Raw genomic sequence first — 25,115 nt, 5'->3', positions numbered from 1 at the left:
CTCCAACCAAGCGCCGCTGCACGATTCACTGGGGAGCGCTCAAGGAGCTCGCCGACGAATTTCCCTCGCTCGACGTGAGCCGCGATCTCTACTGCATCGAGGGCGACCGCCTGACATGCAGCGGCGGGACTGCCGCTATCGACATGATGCTCGAGCTGATCGCGCGCCAGCACGGGCATCCGCTTGCGGCGGAAGTCGCGGACCAGTTCATCCACACGCGCATGCGCACCGCGCAGGAGAGCCAGAAGATGGCGATTCAGTGGCGCTACGGCGTGGAGGACAGGCGCATCGTGCATGCGGTCACGCTGATGGAACAGAACATCGAGCGCCCCATTCCGATGAAGACGATCGCCTCGCTCGCGGGCATCTCGCCGCGCACGTTCGAGCGCATGTGGATCAGGCACTTCAACGTGCGGCCGTCGCAGTTCTATCTGGAATTGCGGCTCAAGGCGGCGCAGAAGCTGATACGCGAATCGTCGCTTTCACTGCTCGACGTCGCGATGCATTGCGGTTTTGCGAGCGCGTCGCATCTCGGGCGCTGCTACAAGCAGTTCTTTTCGAGGACGCCCGGACAGGAGCGCGCCGCGAGCGAAGTGCGCTGAAGCCGCTTCCCGTCTTCGCCCGCCTCTATCCCGCATCGCCCGCGCTGATCGCGGACTGCATGCTCTTCAATAGCTTCGTCAGATAGCGAAGCAGACCGGCCGTATCCCCGAATTCGACGAAACCGGGCTTGACGCCGTCGCTGAACAGCAGCGTGCCGTCGAGTGTGTGATCGACGATCAGGCCGCCATACGCGGCGTGCGGCATGTATTCGTCGGCGGCGATGCTGAAGGTGTTGCCGTTCACGGCGGCATCGCGCAGACGCATCAGGAACTGCACCTCAGGCGCGCGCGAAACCGACAGGCGATGAATATCAAAGTATTCGGCGACCGCGAGAATCGCATTCGTGCAAGGAACGATCATCGCGAAGGCGATACGCTTCTCGACTGTGTCGAACGACGGCCACGCCAGCGCATCTTCCGGCGCAGGGCTCCTGGTCGGCGTGCCGTCTTCGCTGTGCGCGTGCGCTTCCGGATGCGAGCGCTTGCGGGCCAGCAGCGGCTGCGCCTTCGCGAGGTCGGGCGCGGGCGCGCCGCGCTCGATCCAGTCGGACAGGAGGCTGGCGTGAGCGCAGAGCATCGTCAGTTGCGCTTCGATGAAGGCAACGCCGAGTCTGCATGCGTCTGGAGTTTTGCTGGCGGGCATGCTGCCTCCTCTCTGCAGATCGCTCGAATGGAGCGGATTCCGCTCATGTTGCAATAAGCGCGCCTGTTCGAAGGTCGTTGGTGGGTATGACCGTTAGTTGCGCGCGGAACACAAAAAACAAGCGATCTTCGTGCTGGAAAGCGGCTTCAACAGCGACAACGGCACGCTCGGCCAGGGCGGCGCGGAATTCGGCCGTCAGGCGTACGTCGGTCTCTCGAAGAACGAATTTGCTCGCTCACGTTCGGCCGTCAGCGCTCGTTCTCGACCGACTATCTCGGCGGCAACTACGCGTATCACATCAACGATCTCGATTACCTGACCTCGAGCCGCATCAACAATTCGGTCAAGTTCAGCAGCGCGAATTTCTACGGCGTGACCTTCGGCGCGATGTACGGCTTCTCGAACCCGACCAGCTTCGCGGGCTCGCCCACGACGACGGTTGGCGGCACGACGACGCAAGGCTCATCGAGCGCCTACAGCTTCGGCTTGAACTAGGCGCAAGGTCCGTTCGGTATCGGCTCGGCGTCGTCGTTCATCGGCAATGCGGGTGCGAACACGCGGTTCGTGACCCGCGTCGGTCTGCGTCACAAGTTCTGATCGAAGGCTGATCGCGCCCGCGTTGCAGCTCCTGGCCGAAGCGGTGTCACAGGAGCCGCTAGCGCGGGCGGTTCGACGCGGCGCGCTCATAGCGCGCGAGAAACATATCGGCGGCCGCTTCCGCCACTTTCTTCTGCTCGTTCTTCGTCAACGGCGGCTGGCCCATCGTCACTTGCGGCCAGAAGGCGAAACCCTTCACGATCCCATGAAGCTGCTGCCCGGCGAAGACCGGGTCGGCGACCGAGAGACGGCCATCCGCCGCAGCTTTCCTGATCCACACCGTCAGATCTTCTTCGCGCTGACCGATGCGCGCCACCATGTCCCGCGCGCGCTCGGGCGAATGGATGCCGGCCGCGATCGCGACGCGCGCCAGCGACAGAAAAGCCTCGTCGTTCATGAGACGCAGCTTGCGTGAGAGCAAGGCCAGCAACTGCGCGCGCAGCGGCTCGTCCGCGCTGTACGCGGGCGCATCGCCCGTTTCGCTCGCATCCCAGAGCTGATGCAGGATCGCCGCGAACAGCGCCTCCTTGCTCGGAAAATGGTTGTAGACCGTGCGCTTCGAGACGCCCGCGCTCGCGGCAATGCGGTCCATGCTGGTCGCGTCATAGCCCGCGGCGATGAACTCCTCCACGGCCGCATTCACGATGGCGGCGCGCTTGCGGTCAGTCAGGCGCTGAGGAATATCGTTCGAATCCATCTCCATATTTTACACCGAGCGGTTTACTTTTTTCTCAAAATTAAACTACACTGTACAGTCTACTTCTCGCTTCGGGTTCACGACACATGACTTCGTTTGCCGATCGCATCAGCCGTGCCCTGGGTCTCGCCGCCGCGGAACGCGGCCGTAAGTTGTCGAGCGCGTCGCCGCAGCATGACGGCGAACGCTTTCGCAACGTGAAGCCGCGTCCGGTCGAAGGCTTCGGCAAGACCTTGCGCATCGCGTGGAACGTGCTTTTCAAAAAGCCGGTCGGAACGGCGCCGGCGCAGGCGCCCGTCGTCGATACGCTCACGCGTGCGCAACTCGACGCCGCGCCCGATCGCAGCCTCTATCGCCTCGGTCATTCGACGCTGCTTTTCAAGCTGCGCGGCGAATTCTGGCTGACCGACCCCGTCTTCGGCGAGCGTGCTTCGCCATTCAAGCGGCTCGGGCCGAAGCGCTTTCATGCGCCGCCCATCGCGCTCGAAGCCCTGCCGCCCTTGCGCGGCGTGGTCCTCTCTCACGATCATTACGATCATCTCGACCGCGACACCGTGCTCGCGCTCGCGGCGACGACGCAAGTCTTCCTCACGCCGCTCGGCGTCGGCGACCGGCTGATCGAATGGGGCATCGATGCCGCGAAGGTGCGCCGGCTCGACTGGTGGCAGAGCGTGGAGATCGACGGTCTTTCGTTCACCGCGACGCCCGCGCAGCACTTTTCCGGCCGCAGCCTCTTCGACGGCAACAGCACGCTGTGGGCGTCGTGGGCCATCGTCGACGACGACTTGCGCGTTTTCTTCAGCGGCGACACCGGTTACTTCGACGGCTTCAGGACGATCGGCGAGCGCCTCGGCCCGTTCGACGTCACCTTCATCGAAACCGGCGCATACGATGCGCAATGGCCCTACGTCCACATGCAGCCCGAGGAAACCGTGCAGGCTCACGTCGATGTGCGGGGACGCTGGCTCGTGCCGATTCACAACGGCACGTTCGATCTCGCGATGCACCCGTGGCAGGAACCGTTCGAGCGCGTGACCGGACTCGCGCTTGCACGCGGCGTCACGCTGGCGACCCCGCGCATGGGCGAACGGCTCGATCTGTCGGCGCCGCATCGCGGCGAGCGCTGGTGGCGCGAAGTCGCCGAGGCGCCGAAGCCGTCTTCGTGGCGCTTCTGCGCATCGCGCGCCGAAGGGCTCGAGTAACGCGCTCCGTTGTACGGAACGGCTGGCTCCGTTCGATTGACACCAGGTTTTCGCGCGCCATAGGCTGCGGCATCAATCGAACGAACCGAACGGAGACAGCCATGACCACGCTCGTCGCGCAACTCGCGCGCTTCGCCACCCAGACGCGCTTCGAGGACATTCCCGCCAACGTCGTTCAGGAAGCCAAGCGCCTCGTGCTCGATTCGCTCGGCTGCGCGCTGGCAGGCGCGGACAATCCCAAGGGCCATATCGGCATCGAGTACGGGCGGCTGATGGGCGGCCAGGGCAATGCGACGATCATCGGCACGACCGATCGCGTGTCGATCTTCGGCGCAGCCTTCGCGAACGGCGAGCTCATCAACGCGCTCGACATGGACGCGGTGCTCCCGCCCGGCCACGTCACGCCTTATGTGCTGCCCGGCGCGCTCGCGCTGGGTGAAACGCTCGGCGCGTCGGGCAAGGACATGATCCGCTCGATCGCCGTTGCGCACGAAATGTCGTGGCGTCTCGGCAAGGCGATGGACTATCTGCGCGACACGCAGGACGGCAAGGTCTCGCCGCCGCCCGTGTTCGGCTACAGCAGCACGATTTTCGGCGCGACTGCCGCGATCGGCATGCTGCAGCGTCAATCCGCCGATGTGCTCGCGCATTCTCTCGGCGTCGCGGGCAGCATCGCGCCGGTGCATTCGCAGATTCCGTTCTTTCGGCACGCGCCCAGCACCACGATCAAGTACCTGATGGCCGGCGTGCTCGTGCAATCCGCAATGACCGCCGCGCACATGGGCCAGCTGGGCCATCGCGGCGATCTTCACCTTCTCGACGACGCCGAGCACGGTTTTCCCCGCTTCATCGGCACGCGCCGCTGGGAGCCGGACAACATCACACGGGAGCTGGGCACGCGCTGGGGCTTCGTCGGCGAGCAGGCGTACAAGCCTTATCCGCATTGCCGCATTCTTCATGCGCCGCTGGATTGCGTGCGCGAGATCGTCGAGAAGCACGACTTGCGGCCCGATGAAATCGACAACATCAACGTGCTCGTCGAAGGCTTCGTCGAGCAGCCGGTGTGGCTCAACAAGGACATCCGTCACGTGCACGATGCGCAGTTCAGCATCGCGCACGGCATCGCAATGGGCGCACACCATCTGACGCCGGGGCGCGACTGGCAAGACCCGCAGAACGTGTTCAGCCCGTCCGTGCTCGCGTTGATGGAGAAGGTCACGCACGAGGTGCATCCCGACTATGTGAAGGCGCTCACCGCGCACGGCAGCGCGCGTCCGACCAAGGTCGAGATTCGCGCGCGCGGAAAGACCTTCGCCGCCGAGCGGCTCTATCCGAAGGGCAGTCCGTCGCCGGATCCTGCAAGCCTCATGACGACCGAGGAGCTCGTGCAGAAGTTCTGCCACAACGCCGAACGCGTGCTCAGTCCGCGCGCAATCGATGGCGTCGTCAACGCCGTGCTCGATCTCGACCAGACACGCAACTTCGCGGAGGTCATGATTCGAGTCGCGCGCGATCGCCGCTAGGCGGATTTGTCGAAGAGCTTCAGCACGCCGTCGAGGCCGGTCAGTTCCCAGTCCGGCCTTTGCCCCATTTCCTCGAACGTGTTGCCGCTGCGATTGATCCACGCCGTCGGAAAGCCGAAGTAGCGCGCGCCCGTCGCGTCCCACGCATTCGACGAGATGAAGAGAATCGCCGCACGGGAAAGGCCGAATGCCGCTTCCGCGAGTTCGTATGCACGATCGTGCGGCTTGTAGATACGCACCGGATCGACGCTCAGCAGATGATCGAAACGATCGCGCAATCCCGCATTGCCGACCACCGAACCGATCGAATGCGGCGATCCGTTCGACAACACCGCGAGCTTCAGGCCGCGTTCCCCCAGCCGCAAAAGCGTATCCGGCACTTCCGGAAACGGCCGCAGCTTCAGATACGCATCGCACAGCGCGGCTCTTGTCTCATCGTTCAGGTCGAGCTTCAAATGGCGGCACGTATAACGCAATGCATCTTCCGTCGCCTGCTCGAACGTCACATAGCGGTTCATGAGACTGCGCAGCCAGGTGTATTCGAGCTGCTTCTGCCGCCAGATCGCGCTGATCTCGCGCCCTCGTCCCGGAAAACGCTGCTCGCATTGATCGACGACCGAGTGCACGTCGAACAACGTGCCGTAGAGGTCGAATGCAATCGCCTCGATGTGATTCATGCTGCCTCCTTCTCGTGAACAACGCAAACGAATCGGGACGGCTCAGCCGCCCTTTCCTTCCTTCAGCCGCGCGCGATGCGCGGCAACCTTCGCGCGATTGCCGCATATCGCCATGCTGCACCAGCGGCGCGCATGTCCGCGCGTGTAATCGGCGAAGAGCAACGTGCACTTCGGGCCCTCGCACGCCTTGACGTAAGTGAAATCCTCTTCGCAGACGAGCTTCGCCAGCGCCTCGACGATCGGCATCAGCAGCGATTCGGCCGTCGGGTAGCGGCGCTGCATCGCGAAGGCGAGCCCGCTCGCCGAGCTCGCGTCCGCGACGAGCAAGCCGTGTTGTTCATCGCGCTGTAGCACGCTGTTCAGCGGCTCGAGCTCGCTCAAATCCCCGGCCGTCAGCGCACGCCCTTTTTTCTTCTGCACGAACGCCCTGAACCATTCGCGCAGGCCGCGCGCCTTCGCCGCGACCTTGTCCAGCTCGGCGGGCGGCCCGGACCTGAGCAAGCGCGTCGCGCAAGCGAAGGAGATCGACGCCGTGCTCGATCTCGTCGGCAACAGCACGACCCTCGATTCGCTCGCCATGCTGCGTCGCGGCGGGCGCGCATGTCTCGCGGGCTGGCTCGGCGGGCTCGCGCCGAGCCCGGACTTCAATCCGCTGCTGCAAATGTCGAGCGGCGTGTATCTGACCTTCTTCGGCAGCTTCGTGTTCGGCACGCCGGGCTTTCCGCTGTCGGACGTGCCGCTGCAAGCCATCGCGGCAGATGTCGCGGCGGGCCGGCTCGACGCGAAGCCTTCACGCGTGCTTTCCTTCGACGAGATTCACGAAGCGCACCGCGTGATGGAAGCCAACGAAGCGAACGGCAAGATGGTCGTCGTTCATTGAAACGGGAGAGATGACACGTCCACGAAAGCAGCCATCGTCACGGGCGCGAGTCAGGGCATCGGGCGTTCGACCGCGATCCGTCTCAACAGCGTACTGCCGCGCCCGGTGATGACCGGCCGCCAACGCTCGTATGCGGCGAGGTCAAATCCGTGTGATCAGATCCTGCGGCGCGCGCGTCGCGCGTTCGGGTTCACGCCGATCATTGCGAGCACCGGGCGCGCCGCGCCTTCGAGCAGCGCGCGCTGCGGATTGACGCGCGCGAGCACGCGCAAACCCATCAGCGAAGCGAGCAGCGTCTTCGCCATATCGGCGGTGTCGAGGTCCGACGAAATCGTCCCGTCCTTCTGCCCAGCGCTCACGCAACGCTGGAAGAAGCCTTCGATATCTTTCAGCACCCCATTCAATGCGCGATGAAACTGCTTGTCGTGCGGCGCGAGTTCCATGGCGGAGTTCACGATGAGACAGCCCTTGCGATGCGGGTCGCCTACCGAAAGCTGGATGATTTCGTCGAAGAAGGCCCCGATCGCATCGCGCGGCGGCATGTGATGCTCGAAGCGCCGCACGCGGTCCCGAAAGCCACGTTCCACGTAACGTTCGAGCGCACGCTCGTAGAGCGTGCGCTTGTCGCCGAACGCGTTGTAGAGGCTCGCGGACGTGAGACCCATCGTCGTCGCGAGATCGCGCACGGAAGTTGCCTCGTAGCCGTGCGACCAGAATTGCGCCATGGCCGCATCGAGCGCGGCTTCCTCGTCGAACTCACGCGGACGCGGCATGCCCGGACTCCCTCTTCACGCCGTCTTCGGGTAGTTGGATGGAAAGAGCGCCCGTTTCGTCTCTTCGTCATTGACTGTCTTGAACGCATGCTTCCTGCTGACCGCCCGCGCCCGTTCGACAGCCGGCCGCGCATCGATTTGCGCGAACCAGCGCTTCAGTTCCGGGTAGGGACCAAGCGGATCGTCGCTGTTCTTGAACACGCGCGATGCGCGATCGAGCCAGCCCCACGCGGACATGTCCGCGATCGTGTAGCCGTCGCCAACGATGAATTCGCGGCCCTTCAGCCTGTCGTCGAGCACCTGATAGTGGCGGTCCGCCTCGCGCCGATAGCGGTTCACGGCATAGTCGAGCCCTTGCGGCGCCGCGTACTGGAAGTGCACCGCCTGCCCCGAGAACGGCCCGAGGCCGCTCGCGATGAACATCAGCCACGAAAGCAGTTGCGGGCGGTCTTCGGGCGCGCCCGCGAACTGCCCCGTCTTCTCGGCAAGGTAGAGCAGGATCGCGGTGGAATCGAACACGACCGCCGGCTTGCCGCCGGGCCCTTGCGTATCGACGATGGCGGGCACCTTTCCGTTCGGGTTGATCGCGCGGAACGCGGGCAAATGCTGCTCGCCCTTGCTGGTATCCACGGGTTTCAGCTCGTAAGGCAGACCCGATTCCTCGAGAAACAGCGCGATCTTCGCGGGGTTGGGCGTCGGATGGAAGTAGAACTCGATCATGCGGGTCGTCTCCGTATCATGGCGTTGCCGCGTCATTTTAGATCGATCGATCCATAATGCGCAATCACGGATACGGAGTGCGAGCGCTGCCTATTGCGCCGCCCCGGGCAGCTTCGCCGACGGAAACTCGGGCGCGCGCTTCGCCCGCATCGCTCCTATGCCTTCGCGCGCATCCGGGCCCAGAAAGCCGAGCATTTCCAGCACGAGCGAGTTGTCGAAGATCGGGCCGGCCATGCGCATCCAGTTGCTGAGCGACTTCTTGGTGCCGCTGATCGCGGTCTGGCTGCCGCGCGCCAGTTGCGCGGCCACTTCGAGCACGCGTCCGAGCACGCGGGCTCGCGGCGCGCACAGGCTCACGAGCCCGATGCGCTCGGCCTCGCGCCCGCCGATGAAATCGGCCGTCATCAGGTAATACTTCGCCTTCGCGACGCCGCACAGCAACGGCCATACGATCGCAGCATGATCGCCCGCGCCCACGGCGGTGCCGTTGATCGCCGAAATGCAGTTGGTCCGGGTTGCGGTGCGAGTACGATGCTCGCGACGCACCGGCATATCGTCAACGACACGCCGACGAGCGTTCCGTACTCTGAACCCTTGCAAACGCGCGGCGTTGACCGTAACGTCGGCGCGAGCCACGATTCATTCCGAGCCATCGATCATGCGTATCGCGCCCCTTCCTCCCCTGCAATGTCTCGTCGCCTTCGAAGCGGCCGTCCGGCACGCCAGCTTCACGAAGGCCGCCGCCGAGCTTCATCTCACGCAAAGCGCGATCAGCCGGCAGATCCAGCAGCTCGAGGAGTTTCTCGGCCGCTCGCTTTTCGTGCGCGAGCATCGATCGCTGCGGCTCACGATCGCGGGCGAACGGTATGCAAGCCAGGTGCAGTCGATCCTTTCGCATTGCGCCGAAGCAACGCACGACGTGATGAAGCATCACGGCGACATGGCGCTCACGCTCGCGTGCTCGTCGGGCGTCGCGGTGCTGTGGCTCACCCCGCTTCTGCCGGGCTTTCGCGCCGCCCATCCGAACGTGACGCTGCGACTCATCGTGCGCGACGGCCTCGCGTCGATGACACCCGCGGAGTTCGACGTAGGCGTCTATTACGTGCGCCAGCAGATCGCCGCGAACCTGAGCGCGCGCCGTCTCTACGACGAGGAGGTTTTTCCCGTCTGCTCGCCCGCGTATCTCGCGGGCCGCACGCTCGCTCTCGCCGATCTCGCGCGCGAAACCCTGCTCGTGATGGAAGACGGCCAGCGCCAGTGGATGTCGTGGTCCGAACTTTTTCGCCAGCACGGCATCGAGATGCCCAAGTCGGCGCGCACGATCACCATCAATCACTATCCGCAACTCGTGCAGATGGCGATACTCGGCCAGGGCATCGCGCTCGGCTGGAAGCATATGATCGATCCGTGCATCGAGCAAGGACTGCTCATGCGCGTGACACATGAATCGGCGAGCCACGGCGGCGGCTACTACGTGATCTGGCCGAACGACCGCGCCCAAAACCAGGCGGCGCGTCTTTTCACGCGCTGGATTTTTGAAAAAGCAGGCGAGCAGCAGAATTCCGAATGAGCGTTTCGCATGCGCCCAGCGCATGCGTGCATGCGAATCTTTCGTTTCAGAAAAAAATCTTCCCGTACTTAGCATGTGGTCATGCAACCGGAGACTCATTTCTGAAGGAGGATCGCCCGATGCAAGGAACCCTGTCATCACGCGCCACGTCGTCCGCGCCCTCGTCCGAGACGCAGCGGCGCCGCGCCATCGTCGCCACGGTGCTCGGCAACGGGCTCGAATGGTTCGACTTTACCGTCTTCAGCTTCTTCGCGGTCACCATCGCCAAGCTGTTCTTCCCGACCGGGAACGAGCTGAGCTCGGTGCTGCTCACCGTCGCGACCTTCGGCGTGGGCTTCTTCATGCGACCCGTGGGCGGCATCGTGCTCGGCATCTATGCGGACAAGGTCGGACGCAAGGCGGCGCTCTCCCTCACGATCCTGTTGATGGCGTTCGGCACGGCGCTCATCGGTCTTGCGCCGACTTACGATCAGGCGGGCATCTTCGCGCCGCTCATCATCGTCGTCGCACGGCTCTTGCAGGGCTTTTCCGCGGGCGGCGAGATGGGCGGCGCGACGGCCTTCCTCACCGAATACGCTCCGCCAGAAAAACGTGCGTTCTATTCCAGCTGGATTCAGTCGAGCATCGGCTTCGCGGTGCTGCTCGGTGCGGCGACCGGCGCCTTCGTGACATCCTCGCTCGACGTCAGCGCGCTCAACAGCTGGGGCTGGCGCCTGCCGTTCCTGCTCGGCATCATCGTGGGCCCGGTCGGCTACTTCATCCGCAGCCATATCGACGAGACGCCCGCATTCGCCGCCGTGAGCGACGAAGCAAAGCCGAAGTCGCCGCTCGCCGAAGTGTTGTCGAGCTTCCCGCGCGAAACCTTCGCAAGCTTCTCGATGGTGATTCTCTGGACGGTCTGCACGTATGTGCTGCTCTTCTACATGCCGACGTATTCCGTGCGCACGCTCCATCTGCCGCAATCGACCGGTCTCACCGCCGGCATGATCGGCGGCGTCATGATCATGTGCTTCTCGCCCGTGATCGGCGCACTCGCCGACAGGCACGGCCGCCGCCCGTTCCTCTCCGGCGCGGCGATTGCGATCCTCGTGCTCACCTGGCCGATGTTCGCGTGGATCAACGCCGCGCCCGGCCTCGCCTCGCTGCTCGTGTTCCAGGCGGTGTTCGGTGTGCTGATCGCGGCCTACACCGGCCCGATTCTCGCCGCCTTCGCCGAACTCTTTCCGACCAAGGTGCTTTCCACCGGCCTTTCCGTCGCCTACAACTTCGCGGTCACGATCTTCGGCGGCTTCGCGCCGTTCCTCATCACCTGGCTCATCGCCCGGACCGGCAGCAACATGGCGCCCGCGATCTACGTGATGATCGCCGCGGCGATCAGCTTCGCGGGCACGCGCTTCATCAAGGACGTGAAGCAGCGCGTCTGAGTCATCCAAAGGTAATTGCAATGACAACCATCGTTATCCAGGGCGGCAACGTGCTCGATCTCGAGCGCGGCGAGCTGCTTGAGCATCATCACGTCGTGATCGAGGGCGAGCGCATCGTCGAAGTGACGGACCGGATCGTCGATCTGCCCAATGCACGCGTGATCGATGCGAAGGACAAAACCGTGATGCCGGGCTTCATCGACTGTCACGTGCACGTGCTCGCCTCCAACGCGAACCTCGGCGCAAACGCCGCGCAGCCGAACATTCTCGCCGCCATCCGCGCGCTGCCGATTCTCGAAGCCATGCTCTCGCGCGGCTTCACGAGCGTACGCGACGCGGGCGGCGCGGACTGGGCGCTGATGCAGGCGGTCGAAACCGGCCTCGTGCCGGGACCGCGCATCTTCCCTTCGGGCAAGGCGCTGTCGCAGACGGGCGGTCACGGCGACTTCCGTCCGCGCAACGACGTCCTCGAGCCATGCTCGTGCTGCTTTCGCGCCGGTGCGATCGCACGCGTGGTCGACGGCGTCGATGCCGTGCGGCTCGCCGTGCGCGAGGAAATCCAGAAGGGCGCGACGCAGATCAAGATCATGGCTTCGGGCGGCGTCGCCTCGCCGACGGACCCCATCAACAACACGCAATACTCGGAAGACGAGATTCGCGCGATCGTGGCGGAAGCCGAAGCGGCCAATACCTACGTGATGGCGCACGCCTACACGGGCCGCGCGATCGCGCGCGCGGTGCGCTGCGGCGTGCGCACGATCGAGCACGGCAATCTCGTCGACGAAGCGGCGGCGAACGTCATGCGCGAGCACGGCGCGTTCGTGGTGCCGACGCTCGTGACCTACGATGCCCTCGCGAAGCACGGCGCGCAGTACGGCATGCCGCCCGAATCGGTGGCCAAGGTCGCATCGGTGCAACGGGCCGGACGCGAGTCGCTCGAAATCTACGCGCGCGCCGGCGTGCCGATGGGCTTCGGCTCGGACCTGCTCGGCGAAATGCACGAGTTCCAGTCAGGCGAATTCCGCATTCGCGCGGAAGTGCTCGGCAATCTCGAAGCGCTGCGTTCCGCGACGACGGTCGCCGCCGAGATCGTCGGGCTGAAGGGGAAGCTCGGCGCGATCGTCGCGGGCGCGACCGCGGACGTACTCGTCGTCGACGGCAATCCGCTGAAGGACATCGATGCGGTGTCGGGCAACGGCGAGCGCATCCAGGTCGTGCTGCAGGCGGGCAAGGTGGTGAAAGAGCACTGAGCCGCCTGCAGCGGCGTCACGATGATGACGGCGCGGGCTCGTCCGCCCGCGCCCGTAGTTGCGCGACGAGCGTTGCAGGCAACTCGATGCCATCGCGCTCCGAGCGCGCGGCCACATCATCCCGCCGATACCCCGGCAAGCGCACGCCTTCATCGACGAGCATCAGCTCGACGAGCGTCTCGATGCGTTCGAGATAGGCGCCGTGTCCGGCGAGCGCGCCCGGATCGATGATCCAGAACAGATGGCCGACGCGCGAACGCTTGCCTTCGGCCGTCAGGAACGACCCCGCTTCCGCGCCGAATTGCGCACCGGCCAGCGCCGCCGCGAGCAGCTCGACCATGAGCGCCAGCATCGCGCCCTTGGCGCCGCCGAAGGGCAGCATCATGCCGTTGAGCGCGGCGTGGGCGTCGGTGGTCGGCTCGCCGTCCGCGGTCGTCGCCCAACCCTCAGGAATCGGCTTGCCGTCGCGCGCGGCGACCATGATCTTGCCGCGCGCCACCTGCGAGAGCGACAGGTCGATCATCAGCGGCTTGCCGTTCGCCCGCGGAAACACGGCGGCGATCGGGTTCGTGCCGAACAGGGGGCGCGAGCCGCCCCATGCGGGCATGGAGCCGGGCGCGTTGCTGAACGCGAGCCCGACCAGGCCCGCTTCGCCCACTGCTTCGAGATGGTACGCGCCCGCGCCGAAGTGATGACTGCGCGTGACGCTCGCCGCCGCCGTCCCGAACGTGCGCGCACGTTCGATGCCCGTCGCGATCGCAAGCTCGCACGCGGCGAATGCGAGGCCATCGGCGGCATCGACGAGAAACGCCGCGCCCTTGTCGCGCACGATGTGCGGCACCGCGGCCGGATCGACACGGCCGTTGCGCAGTTGCGCGAGATACATCGGCAGACGCGCGACGCCGTGCGATGCGAGACCGCGCATATCGGCATAGACGAGCGCCCTGGCCGCCGCCCCGGCGGTCGCTTCGGTCGAACCTGCCGCGAGCAACGCAGCGCGTGCAAGCTGATGAAGCGCTTCGGGCGTCAGCGTCTCTTGATCCAGACTGCTCATTTGTGCATGTCCTGCATGGCTTGATGCGGCGCGGGCTCGATCATCAGGCGCACCTCTTCCTCCCGTGCGCCGCGTGGATCGGCGAGCACCGCGCGCGCCGTCTCCACGTCGAACACACCTTCCCAGCGCGCGACGACGAGCGTCGCGACTGCATTGCCGATCATGTTGACGATCGCGCGGATCTCGTTGAGCACGCGGTCGATGCCGATGATGAGCGTGATGCCCGCAACCGGAATGATGTCGTGAGACGACAGTGTAGCCGTTAGCGCGACGAGCGCCGCACCCGCGACGCCCGCACCGCCCTTCGACGTGACGAGCAGGATCGCCAGAAGCCCGATTTGCTGCATCAGCGTGAGATGCGTATTCGTCGCCTGCGCGATGAAGAGCGAGGTCATCGTGAGATAGATCGCGGCGCCGTCCAGGTTGAACGAATAGCCCGTCGGCAGCACCAGACCCACGACCGACTTCGGACAGCCCAAACGTTCGAGCTTTTCCATCAGACGCGGCAGGACGGACTCGGTCGTCGAGGTGCCGAGCACGATCAGCAGCTCCTCACGCAGATACTTGAGCAGCGGCCAGAGCCCGACGCCCGCCCATCGGCATGCGGTGCCAAGCACGATCGCGACGAAGAGAATGCTCGTCACGTAGAAGCACAGGATCAGCAAGCCCAGCTGCTGCAATGCGCCGATGCCGTACTTGCCGACCGTGAACGCGATCGCGCCGAATGCGCCCAGCGGCGCCAGGCGCATGATCATCTCGACGATGCGCATCAGCGCGTCGCCGAACTGCTCGATGCCTTGCGAAAGGAACTTGCTGCGCTCGGACATGAGCGACAACGCGACGCCGAAGAGCACCGAGAAGAGCAGCACCTGCAACAGATCGCCGCGCGCGAATGCGCCCACCACCGAGTTCGGCACGATCTCTTCGAGGAAGCTCTTTTTCCCGGCCGAATGCGCCTCGGTGACGAAATGCGAGACCGCGCCCGGATCGAGCGTCTTCGGGTCGATGTCGAGACCCGCGCCCGGATGCACGAGGTTCGCGACGACGAGGCCGATCACGAGCGCGATCGTCGTCACCACTTCGAAGTAGAGAATCGTCTTGAAGCCGACGCGGCCGACCTGCTTCAGACTCTCCATCCGCGCGATGCCGATGGACACCGTGCAGAAGATCAGGAGCGTGATGAGCATCTTGATCAGGCGGATGAAGGTATCGCCGAGCGGCTTGAACTGCACGCCGAGTTTCGGGGCGAAATAGCCGACGAGAATGCCGGCTGCCAGGCCGATCAGGACCTGGACGTAGAGATGCTTGAGCACGCGCAAGATGGTGTCTCCTCCACTCGCTGCTGCCAGATGACAAACGGGCGCGCGGGCCCGGCTCGTCTGCCGCTTCTTCGGCGGCTTGCGAGCCGGCGCGCGCACCGGACGGGGACTTCTGTCTGCCTCTTGCTTCTACGATCCTGCTTGCTTTACCGCGGCCGAGGCGTCACGCGCTTTCGAACAGGCGCGTCATCACGAACTCGCGATGGCCCAGCACTTCCGCCGCGGTCCAGCGGCCGTTCGCGGTGGCGAGCATGCATTCGAGCAGCTTGTCGCCGGTTTCGTCGAGGTTCTGCTCTCGTTGCAACAGACCCGATACGTCGACGTCGATGTGCTCGCCCATCGTGCGCACCGTGCGCGGATTCGCGCAGATCTTGATGACCGGCACGATCGCGTTGCCGATCACGTTGCCTTGTCCCGTGGGGAAGAAGTGCACCGCGAAGCCCGAGGCCGCGCACAGCGTGACCATTTCCGCCGCGGCAGATGACGAATCCATGAACCACAGGCCCGAATGCGTCGGCGTTTCGGCCTTGTCGAGCACGCCGTCGACCATGCACTTCTTGCCGATCTTCTGGATGTTGCCCAACGCCTTCTCCTCGATGGTCGTGAGGCCGCCCGCGATATTGCCCTTGGTCGGCTGCGACTCGGAGAGGTCGTCGGTCTTCCAGCGGTTGATCATGTCCTGATAGCGGTCGAACATGAACTGGAAGCGCTCGCGCACGCCGTCGTTCGCGCAGCGGGCCGCGACGATCTGCTCGCCGCCCGTGAGTTCCGAGGTCTCGCCGAACACGAGCGTGTTGCCGAGACCATAGAGCTTGTCGAACGCATTGCCGACCGTGGGGTTCGCGCCGCAGCCGGAGGTCGTGTCCGATTCACCGCATTTGGTGGAAACCCACAGTTCGCTGATCGGACACTCTTCGCGTTCGAGCGCGGTCGCGTATTGCACCATCTCCTTCGCGGCCTTCGATGCGCGCATGATCGTGTCGTGGTCGCCGTGCAGCTCGATGCCGAATCCCATCACCGGCTTGCCCGACTTCGCAATGCCATCCACCACGCGCTTGGTCCAGCCCTCCTCGATGCCGATCACGACCACCGCCGCGACGTTCGGGTTGCTGCCCGCGCCGATCAGCGTGCGGAAGTGCAGGTCGAGGTCCGCGCCGAATTGCAGGCGGCCATACGGATGCGGCACGGCCATCGTGCCCTTGATCGCGTTCTCGACGGCCAGCGCCGCCGCGTTGGACAGATCGTCCACCGGCAGGATGATGACATGGTTGCGCACGCCGACGCGGCCGTTTTCACGGCGATAGCCGCGGAAGGTGGTGTCCAGTTGAATCACGCTCATGATGTCTCTCTCGATGTGGGGTGGAAGAACGCGGGGCGAATCTGACGATCACCAGCGCTTCGTCTTGATGTTGTGCACGTGCGCGTGTTCGCCCGCCGTGATGGGCGCGACCACCTTGCCGATATCGACGCCGTACTTGAACACCGTGTCGCCCACGTTCATGTCCTTCAGCGCCACCTTGTGACCGATGGGAATGTCCTGCTTCGCGTTGACCGTGACGATCTCGTCCTCGTCCATGATCCATGCATTCAGCTGCGACCCCGCCTTGATGCCCTCCACCACCGCGACGCCGACCGTGTCCTTCGCCTCGTGCAGCACGATGTGAATCGTCTTGCGTTCGCCCGCATTGGACTTGTTCGCCGCACCGCTTGCTCCTGCTGTCGCGTAACTCATGTGCTCCTCCTGGTTAGTGAGATCGTCGGCGAGTTCGTCAGCGCCTCCGTTGGAATGCATACTAGGCCGGCATCTCATCCATGTCAACTAACTCATCTATATGTGTTACATGATTCATTGCGGGAGGTACAATCGGTTCATTCGAAAATTCGCTTCAAAAACGATGAGAGGGAGGCGTGATGAGCGCGGTCACGGCCATGCCGAGTGCCCTGGGCGGCACGCGGTACAAGGAAGTCAAAGAGGGCATGCTGGCGGCGCTGTCCGCACAGGAATGGAAAGGCGGCGAGGCGATTCCTTCGGAAAAGCGCCTGGCGGAGCGCTTCGGCGTGTCGATCGGCACGCTGCGCAAGGCCATCGACGAGTTGTGCGCCGAGAACATCCTGATCCGTCATCAGGGGCTAGGCACGTTCGTCGCGATGCACCGGCGCGACCGCCATTTCTTTCGCTATTTCCGCGTGGTGCGGCGCGACGGCGAGCGCAGCTATCCCGTGGTCACGCTCGTCAACTTCAAGAAGGGCAAGGCGACGCGTGTGATCGCGGCGAAGCTCGGCATCGCGGAAGGAACGCGCGTCTTCATATTCACGAATGCGCTCGCGCTTCACGAGAAGGTCGTGATGGTCGAGTCGATCACGCTGCCCGAGACGATTTTCCCGACGCTCAGCGAGGCGATGCTGCGCGACCGGCCGAACACTCTCTACAACTTCTATCAGGACGCGTTCGGCATCAACGTGGTGGGCACCGACGAGCACGTGCGCGTATCGCTTGCGAGCGAGCTCGAAGGCACCTTGCTCGCACTGCCAGCGGGTGCGCCGGTGCTCGAAGTGGAGCGGGTCGCGTACTCGTATAACCAGAAACCGGTAGAGTATCGGCTCTCGCACGTCAACACCGCGGAGTATGAATACGTCGGGAGTGTGTTGACGACCAAGGAATGAATCGTCGTGTATCGCTCTTCATGAGGCCCTGAACGCCAACTGCACGGACGAGACCCTGAAAAGCGAAAATCAGCGCGAGGTCACGGCGGCGCAGCAGAAGCTTGCCGAACGGGAGCGCGAAGAAGATCGCCGAGCGTCAGCGCAAGGTCGATGAAGCCCATGCAGACCTGGAGCGTGCACAAACCGAAGCAAACGAGTAAGGTTGCTGCTTCCCGCCTGTTCGATCCATCACGCCGATGCAGCCGACCGACCTCGACTTCTTCACGCTTCTCGACGAAAGCTACGCACGCTTGCTCAAGACGCCCCTGATTCCCGAACACATGACTCCCGCCGAAGGCGCGCGCTGGCTCTACGAAGACGCGCCCTTCGGCATCCTCGCGCACGACACGCAATCCGACCCCGTGTTCGTCTACGGCAACCTGCGCGCGCAACGCCTCTTCGGTTATACGTGGAACCAGCTGACCGCCTTGCCGTCGCGCCTCTCGGCCGAAGCGCCCGAGCGCAGCGAGCGTCAGGCGTTTCTCGAACAGGTGACGCGCGAAGGCTACGTCACCGGCTATCGCGGCATTCGCGTCAGGAAATCGGGCGAGCGCTTCTGGATCGAACGCGCGACCGTATGGCAATTGTTCGATCGCGACGGCGTCCATCGCGGACAAGCGGCGATGATCCCGCACGTCAGCGACCTGGCCTGAAGCCTGCCGCGGCAGATCAACGCACGACGAGCCGACGAATCACCTCGCGAAGCGGCGTCGTGCCTTTGACGATATCGTCGCGGCGGCCTTCGAAATCGATCCAGCCTTCGTTGAAACCGTCGAGCATCTGAATGCGCGGCATCGGGTCCTTCATGCCCTGGCTCCGGAACAGCGCGTCCCAGGTCTCGCGCGGCACCGCCTGCATGCACACCGGCTTGCCGAGCACCTCCGAGAATGCGGCGGCGATATCATCGGGGCTCGTGCGCTGCGGCCCCTCCAGTTCGACGATGCGCGCGCCCCTCCACGCTTCCTGCAGGAGCTTCGCGGCGAGCCGGCCGATGTCGTCGGTCGCGACCATCGGAATCGCGCGATCGAGCGGTTGCAGAAACGATTGAACGATGCCGTCGTTACGCGCGGAATCGACATCCCACGCGCAGTTCTCCATAAACCAGCCGGGACGCAGGAAGGTCACCGGAATCGATTGCTTGCGAAGCGCCTCCTCCAGCAGCGTGCGCTGCGTCAGAAGACTCGTCTGCGTGGCTTGGGCGCCGATCGTCGACAGGCACACGATCCTGCGCGGCTTCGCGCGCGTCACGGCCGCGACGATCGCATCGATCACTTCGCGCGCCTCCGGAAATCCCGGCGCGGGATCGAACTCCGAAGGCGGAAGAATGAACACGCCCTCCGCGCCTTCGAAGGCGCGGGCGAGCGCACCGGCGTCGGTCATATCGGCGAGCGCGATCTCGCAGCCGCGCACAGCCCAGGACGCGCCCTTCTTCTCGTCGCGCACGACGGCGCGCACGGGCCTGCTTTCCCGCAACAGCGCGTTGCCGAGCGCGCCGCCCACTTGTCCGGTGATTCCAGTGATGACGTACATGATTCGACTCCCTGTGCAATTCGTTTGACGGCGTTTGATGGCGTCCCTCATCGTCGAAGGACTTCGTGCATCGCTGCGATGGAATGCATGTTAGGGCTCGGGTGTTATCGAAAAAATGACTTGCCTGTCATGAGATTCATGACTCGCAGTCAGGAATCACGTGCGTTCGATTCACCGGCGCAAGGCCGTGCAATAGGTTCATCCTATGCCCGGCACATGAAACTGGTATTTCCACTCCGCGGAACATTTCCCTAAAGTCTCCGTGTAGAGCAGAGTGGGTGCTTTGGCGCCATATTCTGGTCCCATGCAACGCAGTTGCGATCGAACACGGATTCGCTGGATGCAGCATCCGGCAACGGAGACAACTCAATGGACGACCCGTTCGCGTCATTCAGAAAACGCACGGAAAGCGCGGCCGATTTCGTCGCGCCGACTTCCGTCGCGGCGCTCGCCGCCACCCTCGACCACGATGCCGCGCCGGGCGAAGGCGCCGCGCTTCCTCCCTTGTGGCACTGGATCTTCTTCAGGCCGACCGTCAGACAATCGCTGATCGCGGAGGACGGCCATCCGAAAAAAGGCGGCTTCCTGCCCGATCTGGGCTTGCCGCGCCGCATGTGGGCCGGCGGGCGCCTGCGCTTTCCAGCGCCGGTAATCGTCGGCAAGAGCATCACGCGCGATTCGAGCATTCTCGACATCAAGAAGAAGCACGGACGTACCGGCAAGCTCGGCTTCGTGACGGTCGGGCATCGCATTTGCTCGGGCGATGTCACCGCGATCGAGGAAGAGCACGACATCGTGTATCGCGCGCCGGCCGCGCCCGGCATGCCCGCGCCCGCGCCGACCGCCGCGCCTCGCGATGCGCAATGGCAGCGCGATATCGTGCCCGATGAAACCTTGCTTCTGCGTTATTCCGCGCTGACTTTCAACGCGCATCGCATCCATTACGACAAGCCCTACGTGACGCAGGTAGAGGGCTATCCGGGTCTCGTCGTGCACGGGCCGCTCATCGCCACCCTGTTGATGGATCTGCTGCGCCGCCAGTTGCCCGATGCGGCCGTCGTCGATTTCTCCTTCAAGGCGCAGCGCCCCTGCTTCGCGGGGAATACGCTGCATCTGTGCGGACGGCCATCGGCGGACGGCAAGACCGTCGAGTTGTGGTCGAAGGATCACGAAGGCTGGCTCGGCATGACCGCGCGCGCCACGCTCGCCTGACGATACGAATCCACTGCGAATAGATCATGATCGAAACCACTCCCGACGCTTACCAGGACATCCGCGAGGCCGTGCGCGATCTCTGCGCGCAATTCTCCAACGAATACTTTCGCAAGATCGACGAGGCGCGCGGGTATCCCGAAGCATTCGTCGATGCGCTCACGAAGGCGGGATGGCTCGCCGCACTGATTCCGCAGGAGTACGGCGGCTCTGGGCTCGGCCTGACCGAAGCCTCGGTCATCATGGAAGAGATCAACCGTTCGGGCGGCAACTCGGGCGCGTGTCACGGCCAGATGTACAACATGGGCACGTTGTTGCGCCACGGGTCGGCGGAGCAGAAGAATCGCTATCTGCCGAAGATCGCATCGGGCGAGCTGCGCCTGCAATCGATGGGCGTGACCGAGCCGACGACCGGCACCGATACGACGAAGATCAAGACCACGGCCGAAAAGAAGGGCGACCGCTACGTGATCAACGGCCAGAAGGTGTGGATCTCGCGCGTCCAGCATTCCGACCTGATGATCCTGCTCGCGCGCACCACGCCGCTCGCGGACGTGAAGAAGAAGAGCGAAGGCATGTCGATCTTCATCGTCGATCTGCGCGAAGCAGTCGGCCACGGCCTCACGGTCCAGCCGATCCTCAACATGGTGAATCACGAAACCAACGAGCTCTTCTTCGACAATCTCGAGATTCCCGCCGAGAACCTCATCGGCGAGGAAGGGATGGGCTTCAAATACATTCTCGACGGCCTGAACGCGGAGCGCACGCTGATCGCGGCGGAATGCATCGGCGACGGCTACTGGTTCATCGACCGGGTCTCGCAGTATGTGAAGGACCGCGTCGTGTTCGGGCGTCCCATCGGTCAGAATCAGGGCGTGCAGTTTCCCATCGCGCGCGCCTATGTCAACGTCGAAGCGGCGAACCTGATGCGCTTCAAGGCCTGCGAGCTTTTCGACGCGCACAGGCATTGCGGCGCGCAGGCGAACATGGCCAAGCTTCTGGCCGCCGATGCCTCGTGGGAAGCGGCCAACGCCTGCCTGCAATTTCACGGCGGCTTCGGCTTCGCGGCCGAGTACGATGTCGAGCGCAAGTTCCGCGAGACGCGTCTCTATCAGGTCGCGCCCATTTCGACCAACCTGATTCTTTCGTACGTAGCCGAGCACATTCTCGGTCTGCCGCGCTCGTTCTGAAGGAGGCCGATCATGCGTCCGCTCCAAGGCATCAAGGTCGTCACGTTCGAGCATGCAATCGCCGCGCCCTTCTGCACGCGTCAGCTCGCCGATCTCGGCGCGCGCGTGATCAAGATCGAGCGGCCCGGAACCGGTGATTTCGCCCGCAACTATGACGAGCGCGTATCGGGACTGGCGTCGCACTTCGTGTGGACCAATCGATCGAAGGAAAGCCTTACGCTGGATGTGAAGCATCCTGAGGCGCTCGAGGTCGTGCACAAGCTGCTCGACGATGCCGACGTGTTCGTGCAGAATCTCGCGCCCGGCGCGACGCAGCGGCTCGGTCTCGATTACGACACGTTGAAGGAACGCTATCCGCGCCTGATCGTGTGCGATATCTCGGGCTACGGTTCCGATGGCCCGATGCGCGACAAGAAGGCCTATGACCTGCTGATTCAAAGCGAATCGGGGTTCCTCAGCATCACGGGCTCAGAAGGCGAACCCGCCAAGGCAGGCTGTTCGATCGCCGATATTGCCGCCGGCATGTATGGTTATACGAACATCCTCACCGCGCTCATCGAACGCGGGAAAACCGGGCGCGGCAAGCGCATCGACGTCTCCATGCTCGAAAGCATGGTCGAGTGGATGAGCTACCCCCTCTACTACGCAATCGACGGGCAGACGCCACCGCCGCAGGCGGGCGCTTCGCACGCGACCATCTTCCCCTATGGCCCGTTCCGGGCGGGCGATGGCAAGACGGTCATGCTCGGCTTGCAGAACGAGCGCGAATGGAAGAAGTTCTGCGAAACCGTGATCCGCCAGCCCGGGCTTCAGAGCGACGAGCGCTTCTGTACGAACAGCCGCCGTACGCAGCATCGCGAGGCGTTGACGCACATCATTCTCGATGCGTTCGAACCGTTGACGACGGCGCAGGTCATCGAACGGCTGGAGGAAGCCGGCATCGCCAATGCGCGCATGAACGACATACACGACGTCTGGCAGCACGAGCAGCTCGAAGCGCGAAGCCGCTGGACTCGCGTCGATACGCCGGCGGGCGTGATTCCCGCGCTCTTTCCGCCGGGCCTCGCGGCTTCCGACGAACCGCGCATGGACGCCGTGCCCGCGCTGGGCCAGCACACCGAAGCGATCCTGCGGGAACTCGGTCTGGATACCGACGCCATCGATCGCATGCGCGCCGCGAACGCGATCTAGGCTCGGTACGACCCTTCACATCGGCGCGCGCTCGCGCATCGTCACGCCCTGCCAGCTGTCGCGCTCGATCTGTTCCGCGATCAATTGGATCAATGTCTCACGGACCGCGACCGTCGCCGAATTCATCGGCGCGCCATTGGGCCAGCAGATGCTCGCCGGCCGCCTGATGATCGGATCGACGATTCTGCGCATCTTCGGCAGGCGATCCCCGTTCCACTGCGCCACCGCCGACGAAGGCAGGATGGTGCAGGCCCTGCCCGAATGCGCTATCAGCAGGAGCGACGGCAACGAATCGATGTCCGCGACGATATTCAGCTCGACCTTCTCGCTCGCGAACGTGCGCTCGATCAGGAGCCGCAATCCGTTCGACGCGCCCGGCGCCACCAGCTTCACACCCGCGAGCTTCGCGAGCGGGCATGTGGATGAGCGCGGCGAAATACCGCCGCCCGGTTCGCCGAGCAGATAGAGCGTTTCATCGAGCACGGGCAATGCGGTAATGCCCGGCGTATCCGATTCGCGAAAGAGGATTCCGAGATCGAGCCGGCCATTCGCGAGCAGCTCGTTGAGATAGCCGCTCATGCTCTCGAAGAATTGCAGGCGGATGCCGGGATACTGGTCCTGTATGCGCTCGAACAGCGGCACCGCGAGGACGGAGGCCATCGTCGTCGGCAAGCCGACCGCGACTGTGCCGGACTCCGCGCCCGCGCCTTTCGTCACTTCCTGCTTGAGCTGCTCCATCTGCCGCAGCACGAGACGTGCATGCCGATAGAGCGCATCGCCTTCGGCGGTAGGCGTCACGCCGTGATTACTGCGCAAGAGGAGCGTCACGCCCAGTTCTTCTTCGAGCCGCGCCATTTGCTGGCTGAGCGATGGTTGCGCGACATAGAGCTTTTCCGCTGCCTTGCCGAGACTGCCGTAGTCGACGATGCTGACGAAGTAGCGTAGCTGGCGAACGTCCATGAGAGGTTGCGAGTGGCGATGACGGGCGCGCGCGTCGATGTTGTGGCGCCGGTCGCCTATTCTATTACTCGCCGCCTCGCATGGAGCGTCGGTGTTGCGTGATTCGGGCGCGCACGCCTTCGAGTATGGTCTGCGCGCGCAGCACGACGGGCCGGTCCACCATCTTTCCATCGACGGCAATCGCGGCGCCCTTCGCATTCGAAAATGCGTCGAGCACGCGCTTCGCCCAGGCAAGTTCGGAGTCGCTCGGCGCATAGCATGCGTTGACCGTTGCAACCTGTCTTGGATGAATGCACAGCTTGCCCGCGAAGCCGCGCCGCTTGCCATTCAGCGTTTCGGCGTTCAATGCGTGCTCGTCGTCGATGGCGGGCGTGACGCCGTCGATGGGCGGACGAATGCCCGCCACCTTCGAGATCATCACGAGATTCGCGCGAAACGGGTCGAGGACGTCGTCATCGGTCGCCATGTTCATGTCGGCGCAGAAATCCAGTGTGCCGAACATCAGTTGCTGCACGAACGGCGCTTTCGCGATTTCGAGCGCGTTGAACATGCCCTTCGCGCTTTCGATCAAGGGAAAGACCGGCAATCTGCTCTTGGTCCGCGAGACGAGCGCGATGACGTCCGCCGCGCTTTCGGCCTTGGGCAGCACGATGCCCGCCACGCCGCGCAGCTTGCCGAGTTCGGCGTCGCGCTCGAACCAGGGCGTATCGCATGCATTCACGCGGATCATGACGGGCCGCTCCGGCGAGAGCCATGCGGCCGCGGCGTCGCGCGCCTCGTCCTTGCTCGCGGGCGCGACGGCATCTTCCAGATCGACGATGACCGCGTCGGCGCCGCTGTCCAGCGCCTTTGCGAAGCGTTCGGGACGGTTGCCGGGAACGAACAGGAACGAGCGGTATTGAGCGGGGTTCGGCATGGCGGGGGCTCGCGTCACAGCTCGTTCGCCAGTTCGGGAACGACCGCGAACAGATCGCCGACGAGACCGTAATCGGCCACGCTGAAGATCGGCGCTTCGGGGTCTTTGTTGATCGCGACGATCACCTTCGAGTCTTTCATGCCGGCCAGGTGCTGGATCGCACCGGAGATGCCGACCGCCACGTACAACTGCGGCGCGACGATCTTGCCGGTCTGGCCCACTTGATAATCGTTCGGCACGTAGCCCGCGTCGACCGCCGCGCGCGATGCGCCCAGCGCCGCGCCCAGCTTGTCGGCCAGCGGCTCCAGCGTCTTCGTGTAGTTCTCGCCGCTGCCCAGACCACGCCCGCCCGACACGATGATGTTCGCGCTCGTCAACTCCGGACGGTCCAGCTTCGTCACTTCGCGGCTCACGAACTGCGAGATGCCCGCGTCGGCTGCGGCTTCGATCTTCTCGATTGGCGCGCTGCCGCCTTCGGCCGC

General features: G+C 64.2%; 27 protein-coding genes and 2 pseudogenes. 14 read left to right on the top strand and 15 right to left on the bottom strand.

What is annotated here, in order from left to right:
- Window positions 1-74 precede the first annotated feature (74 nt).
- Window positions 75-602: a GlxA family transcriptional regulator gene (locus AWB83_RS19450; protein ID WP_244197804.1), complete on the top strand. Its 528-nt coding sequence runs from the start codon at window positions 75-77 to the stop codon at window positions 600-602.
- Window positions 603-627: 25 nt separating this feature from the next.
- Here AWB83_RS19450 and AWB83_RS19445 read toward each other — a convergent pair whose 3' ends face one another.
- A complete protein-coding gene (locus AWB83_RS19445; protein WP_087047254.1) occupies window positions 628-1,245 on the bottom strand; it encodes a hypothetical protein in 618 nt (205 codons plus the stop codon).
- A gap of 118 nt (window positions 1,246-1,363) precedes the next feature.
- Here AWB83_RS19445 and AWB83_RS19440 point away from each other — a divergent pair.
- Window positions 1,364-1,737, top strand: a pseudogene (locus AWB83_RS19440) (porin); the annotation flags it as partial.
- A gap of 163 nt (window positions 1,738-1,900) precedes the next feature.
- On the opposite strand, the gene AWB83_RS19435 reads toward AWB83_RS19440, so the two are convergent.
- Window positions 1,901-2,539 (bottom strand): TetR/AcrR family transcriptional regulator, encoded by a 639-nt coding sequence (locus tag AWB83_RS19435; protein WP_087047384.1) that lies wholly within the window; start codon window positions 2,537-2,539, stop codon window positions 1,901-1,903.
- A gap of 86 nt (window positions 2,540-2,625) precedes the next feature.
- Between AWB83_RS19435 and AWB83_RS19430 the strand changes: the two genes are divergently transcribed.
- Complete coding sequence (locus AWB83_RS19430) at window positions 2,626-3,741, top strand: MBL fold metallo-hydrolase (RefSeq protein ID WP_087047253.1); 1,116 nt, start codon at window positions 2,626-2,628, stop codon at window positions 3,739-3,741.
- Window positions 3,742-3,842: 101 nt separating this feature from the next.
- Window positions 3,843-5,264 carry an MmgE/PrpD family protein gene (locus AWB83_RS19425; RefSeq protein WP_087047252.1) on the top strand — a complete coding sequence of 474 codons (1,422 nt, stop codon included), beginning with the start codon at window positions 3,843-3,845 and terminating at the stop codon, window positions 5,262-5,264.
- On the opposite strand, the gene AWB83_RS19420 is transcribed toward AWB83_RS19425, so the two are convergent.
- The gene (locus AWB83_RS19420) at window positions 5,261-5,941 is read right to left on the bottom strand and encodes a haloacid dehalogenase type II (protein WP_087047251.1); all 681 of its coding nucleotides are present in this window, start codon (window positions 5,939-5,941) and stop codon (window positions 5,261-5,263) included. The genes AWB83_RS19425 and AWB83_RS19420 overlap by 4 nt on opposite strands.
- A gap of 42 nt (window positions 5,942-5,983) precedes the next feature.
- Entirely contained in the window at window positions 5,984-6,466 is a 483-nt protein-coding gene (locus AWB83_RS19415) for a CGNR zinc finger domain-containing protein (protein ID WP_244197813.1), read from the bottom strand.
- A gap of 7 nt (window positions 6,467-6,473) precedes the next feature.
- On the opposite strand from AWB83_RS19415, the gene AWB83_RS19410 reads away from it, so the two are divergent.
- Window positions 6,474-6,821, top strand: a complete 348-nt coding sequence (locus AWB83_RS19410) for a zinc-binding dehydrogenase (RefSeq protein WP_244197803.1) — start codon at window positions 6,474-6,476, stop codon at window positions 6,819-6,821.
- Window positions 6,822-6,976: 155 nt separating this feature from the next.
- Here the strand turns inward: AWB83_RS19410 and AWB83_RS19405 are convergent, their stop codons facing one another.
- From AWB83_RS19405 to AWB83_RS19395, 3 genes and pseudogenes are all read right to left on the bottom strand, one after another.
- Entirely contained in the window at window positions 6,977-7,594 is a 618-nt protein-coding gene (locus tag AWB83_RS19405) for a TetR/AcrR family transcriptional regulator (protein WP_087047250.1), read from the bottom strand.
- 15 nt (window positions 7,595-7,609) lie between these two features.
- The gene (locus AWB83_RS19400; RefSeq protein WP_087047382.1) at window positions 7,610-8,314 is read right to left on the bottom strand and encodes a glutathione S-transferase family protein; all 705 of its coding nucleotides are present in this window, start codon (window positions 8,312-8,314) and stop codon (window positions 7,610-7,612) included.
- 90 nt (window positions 8,315-8,404) lie between these two features.
- A pseudogene (locus AWB83_RS19395) lies at window positions 8,405-8,815 on the bottom strand (enoyl-CoA hydratase-related protein); the annotation flags it as partial.
- Window positions 8,816-8,972: 157 nt separating this feature from the next.
- Here AWB83_RS19395 and AWB83_RS19390 point away from each other — a divergent pair.
- The 3 genes from AWB83_RS19390 (at window position 8,973) to AWB83_RS19380 (ending at window position 12,558) form a co-directional block, all read left to right on the top strand.
- Window positions 8,973-9,884, top strand: coding sequence for a LysR substrate-binding domain-containing protein (locus AWB83_RS19390; protein WP_087047248.1), 912 nt, complete (start codon window positions 8,973-8,975; stop codon window positions 9,882-9,884).
- 119 nt (window positions 9,885-10,003) lie between these two features.
- Complete coding sequence (locus AWB83_RS19385; RefSeq protein WP_087047247.1) at window positions 10,004-11,308, top strand: MFS transporter; 1,305 nt, start codon at window positions 10,004-10,006, stop codon at window positions 11,306-11,308.
- A 20-nt stretch (window positions 11,309-11,328) separates the two neighbouring features.
- Window positions 11,329-12,558, top strand: coding sequence for a metal-dependent hydrolase family protein (locus AWB83_RS19380; protein WP_087047246.1), 1,230 nt, complete (start codon window positions 11,329-11,331; stop codon window positions 12,556-12,558).
- A gap of 16 nt (window positions 12,559-12,574) precedes the next feature.
- Here AWB83_RS19380 and AWB83_RS19375 read toward each other — a convergent pair whose 3' ends face one another.
- The 4 genes from AWB83_RS19375 to AWB83_RS19360 all read right to left on the bottom strand — a co-directional run bounded on the left by AWB83_RS19375 (window position 12,575) and on the right by AWB83_RS19360 (window position 16,588).
- Entirely contained in the window at window positions 12,575-13,612 is a 1,038-nt protein-coding gene (locus tag AWB83_RS19375) for an Ldh family oxidoreductase (protein WP_087047245.1), read from the bottom strand.
- Entirely contained in the window at window positions 13,609-14,931 is a 1,323-nt protein-coding gene (gene dctA / locus AWB83_RS19370) for a C4-dicarboxylate transporter DctA (protein ID WP_087047244.1), read from the bottom strand. The genes AWB83_RS19375 and dctA overlap by 4 nt, the downstream gene beginning before the upstream one ends.
- A 163-nt stretch (window positions 14,932-15,094) precedes the next feature.
- Window positions 15,095-16,270 (bottom strand): UxaA family hydrolase, encoded by a 1,176-nt coding sequence (locus AWB83_RS19365; protein WP_087047243.1) that lies wholly within the window; start codon window positions 16,268-16,270, stop codon window positions 15,095-15,097.
- 48 nt (window positions 16,271-16,318) lie between these two features.
- Window positions 16,319-16,588 carry a UxaA family hydrolase gene (locus AWB83_RS19360; protein ID WP_087047381.1) on the bottom strand — a complete coding sequence of 90 codons (270 nt, stop codon included), beginning with the start codon at window positions 16,586-16,588 and terminating at the stop codon, window positions 16,319-16,321.
- Window positions 16,589-16,842: 254 nt separating this feature from the next.
- On the opposite strand from AWB83_RS19360, the gene AWB83_RS19355 reads away from it, so the two are divergent.
- From AWB83_RS19355 to AWB83_RS19350, 3 genes are all read left to right on the top strand, one after another.
- Window positions 16,843-17,595, top strand: coding sequence for a GntR family transcriptional regulator (locus AWB83_RS19355; protein ID WP_087047242.1), 753 nt, complete (start codon window positions 16,843-16,845; stop codon window positions 17,593-17,595).
- A 10-nt stretch (window positions 17,596-17,605) separates the two neighbouring features.
- Complete coding sequence (locus AWB83_RS37740) at window positions 17,606-17,749, top strand: DUF1090 family protein (protein ID WP_374729125.1); 144 nt, start codon at window positions 17,606-17,608, stop codon at window positions 17,747-17,749.
- An 82-nt stretch (window positions 17,750-17,831) separates the two neighbouring features.
- On the top strand, window positions 17,832-18,287 hold the full coding sequence (locus tag AWB83_RS19350) for an MEKHLA domain-containing protein (protein WP_087047241.1): 456 nt from the start codon (window positions 17,832-17,834) through the stop codon (window positions 18,285-18,287).
- A 16-nt stretch (window positions 18,288-18,303) separates the two neighbouring features.
- On the opposite strand, the gene AWB83_RS19345 is transcribed toward AWB83_RS19350, so the two are convergent.
- A complete protein-coding gene (locus AWB83_RS19345; protein WP_087047240.1) occupies window positions 18,304-19,164 on the bottom strand; it encodes an NmrA family NAD(P)-binding protein in 861 nt (286 codons plus the stop codon).
- Between the two features lie 369 nt (window positions 19,165-19,533).
- Between AWB83_RS19345 and AWB83_RS19340 the strand changes: the two genes are divergently transcribed.
- From AWB83_RS19340 to AWB83_RS19330, 3 genes are read left to right on the top strand one after another with little or no spacing between them, the layout of a single operon-like run.
- Window positions 19,534-20,376, top strand: coding sequence for an HTD2 family dehydratase (locus tag AWB83_RS19340; RefSeq protein WP_087047239.1), 843 nt, complete (start codon window positions 19,534-19,536; stop codon window positions 20,374-20,376).
- A 26-nt stretch (window positions 20,377-20,402) separates the two neighbouring features.
- A complete protein-coding gene (locus AWB83_RS19335; protein ID WP_087047238.1) occupies window positions 20,403-21,566 on the top strand; it encodes an acyl-CoA dehydrogenase family protein in 1,164 nt (387 codons plus the stop codon).
- Window positions 21,567-21,578: 12 nt separating this feature from the next.
- The gene (locus AWB83_RS19330; protein WP_087047237.1) at window positions 21,579-22,757 is read left to right on the top strand and encodes a CaiB/BaiF CoA transferase family protein; all 1,179 of its coding nucleotides are present in this window, start codon (window positions 21,579-21,581) and stop codon (window positions 22,755-22,757) included.
- A 15-nt stretch (window positions 22,758-22,772) separates the two neighbouring features.
- Here AWB83_RS19330 and AWB83_RS19325 read toward each other — a convergent pair whose 3' ends face one another.
- The 3 genes from AWB83_RS19325 to AWB83_RS19315 all read right to left on the bottom strand — a co-directional run.
- The gene (locus AWB83_RS19325) at window positions 22,773-23,717 is read right to left on the bottom strand and encodes a LysR substrate-binding domain-containing protein (protein ID WP_087047236.1); all 945 of its coding nucleotides are present in this window, start codon (window positions 23,715-23,717) and stop codon (window positions 22,773-22,775) included.
- Window positions 23,718-23,781: 64 nt separating this feature from the next.
- Entirely contained in the window at window positions 23,782-24,633 is an 852-nt protein-coding gene (locus AWB83_RS19320; protein ID WP_087047235.1) for an HpcH/HpaI aldolase/citrate lyase family protein, read from the bottom strand.
- 14 nt (window positions 24,634-24,647) lie between these two features.
- The coding region (locus tag AWB83_RS19315; protein WP_208636774.1) for an electron transfer flavoprotein subunit alpha/FixB family protein at window positions 24,648-25,115 on the bottom strand (468 nt) is incomplete at its 5' end.

Origin of the sequence: Caballeronia ptereochthonis (assembly GCF_001545075.1) — a bacterium.
Classification (GTDB): domain Bacteria; phylum Pseudomonadota; class Gammaproteobacteria; order Burkholderiales; family Burkholderiaceae; genus Caballeronia; species Caballeronia ptereochthonis.
The sequence above is the reverse complement of the archived record's forward strand: the minus strand, read 5'-3'. Positions and strand labels throughout refer to the sequence as shown.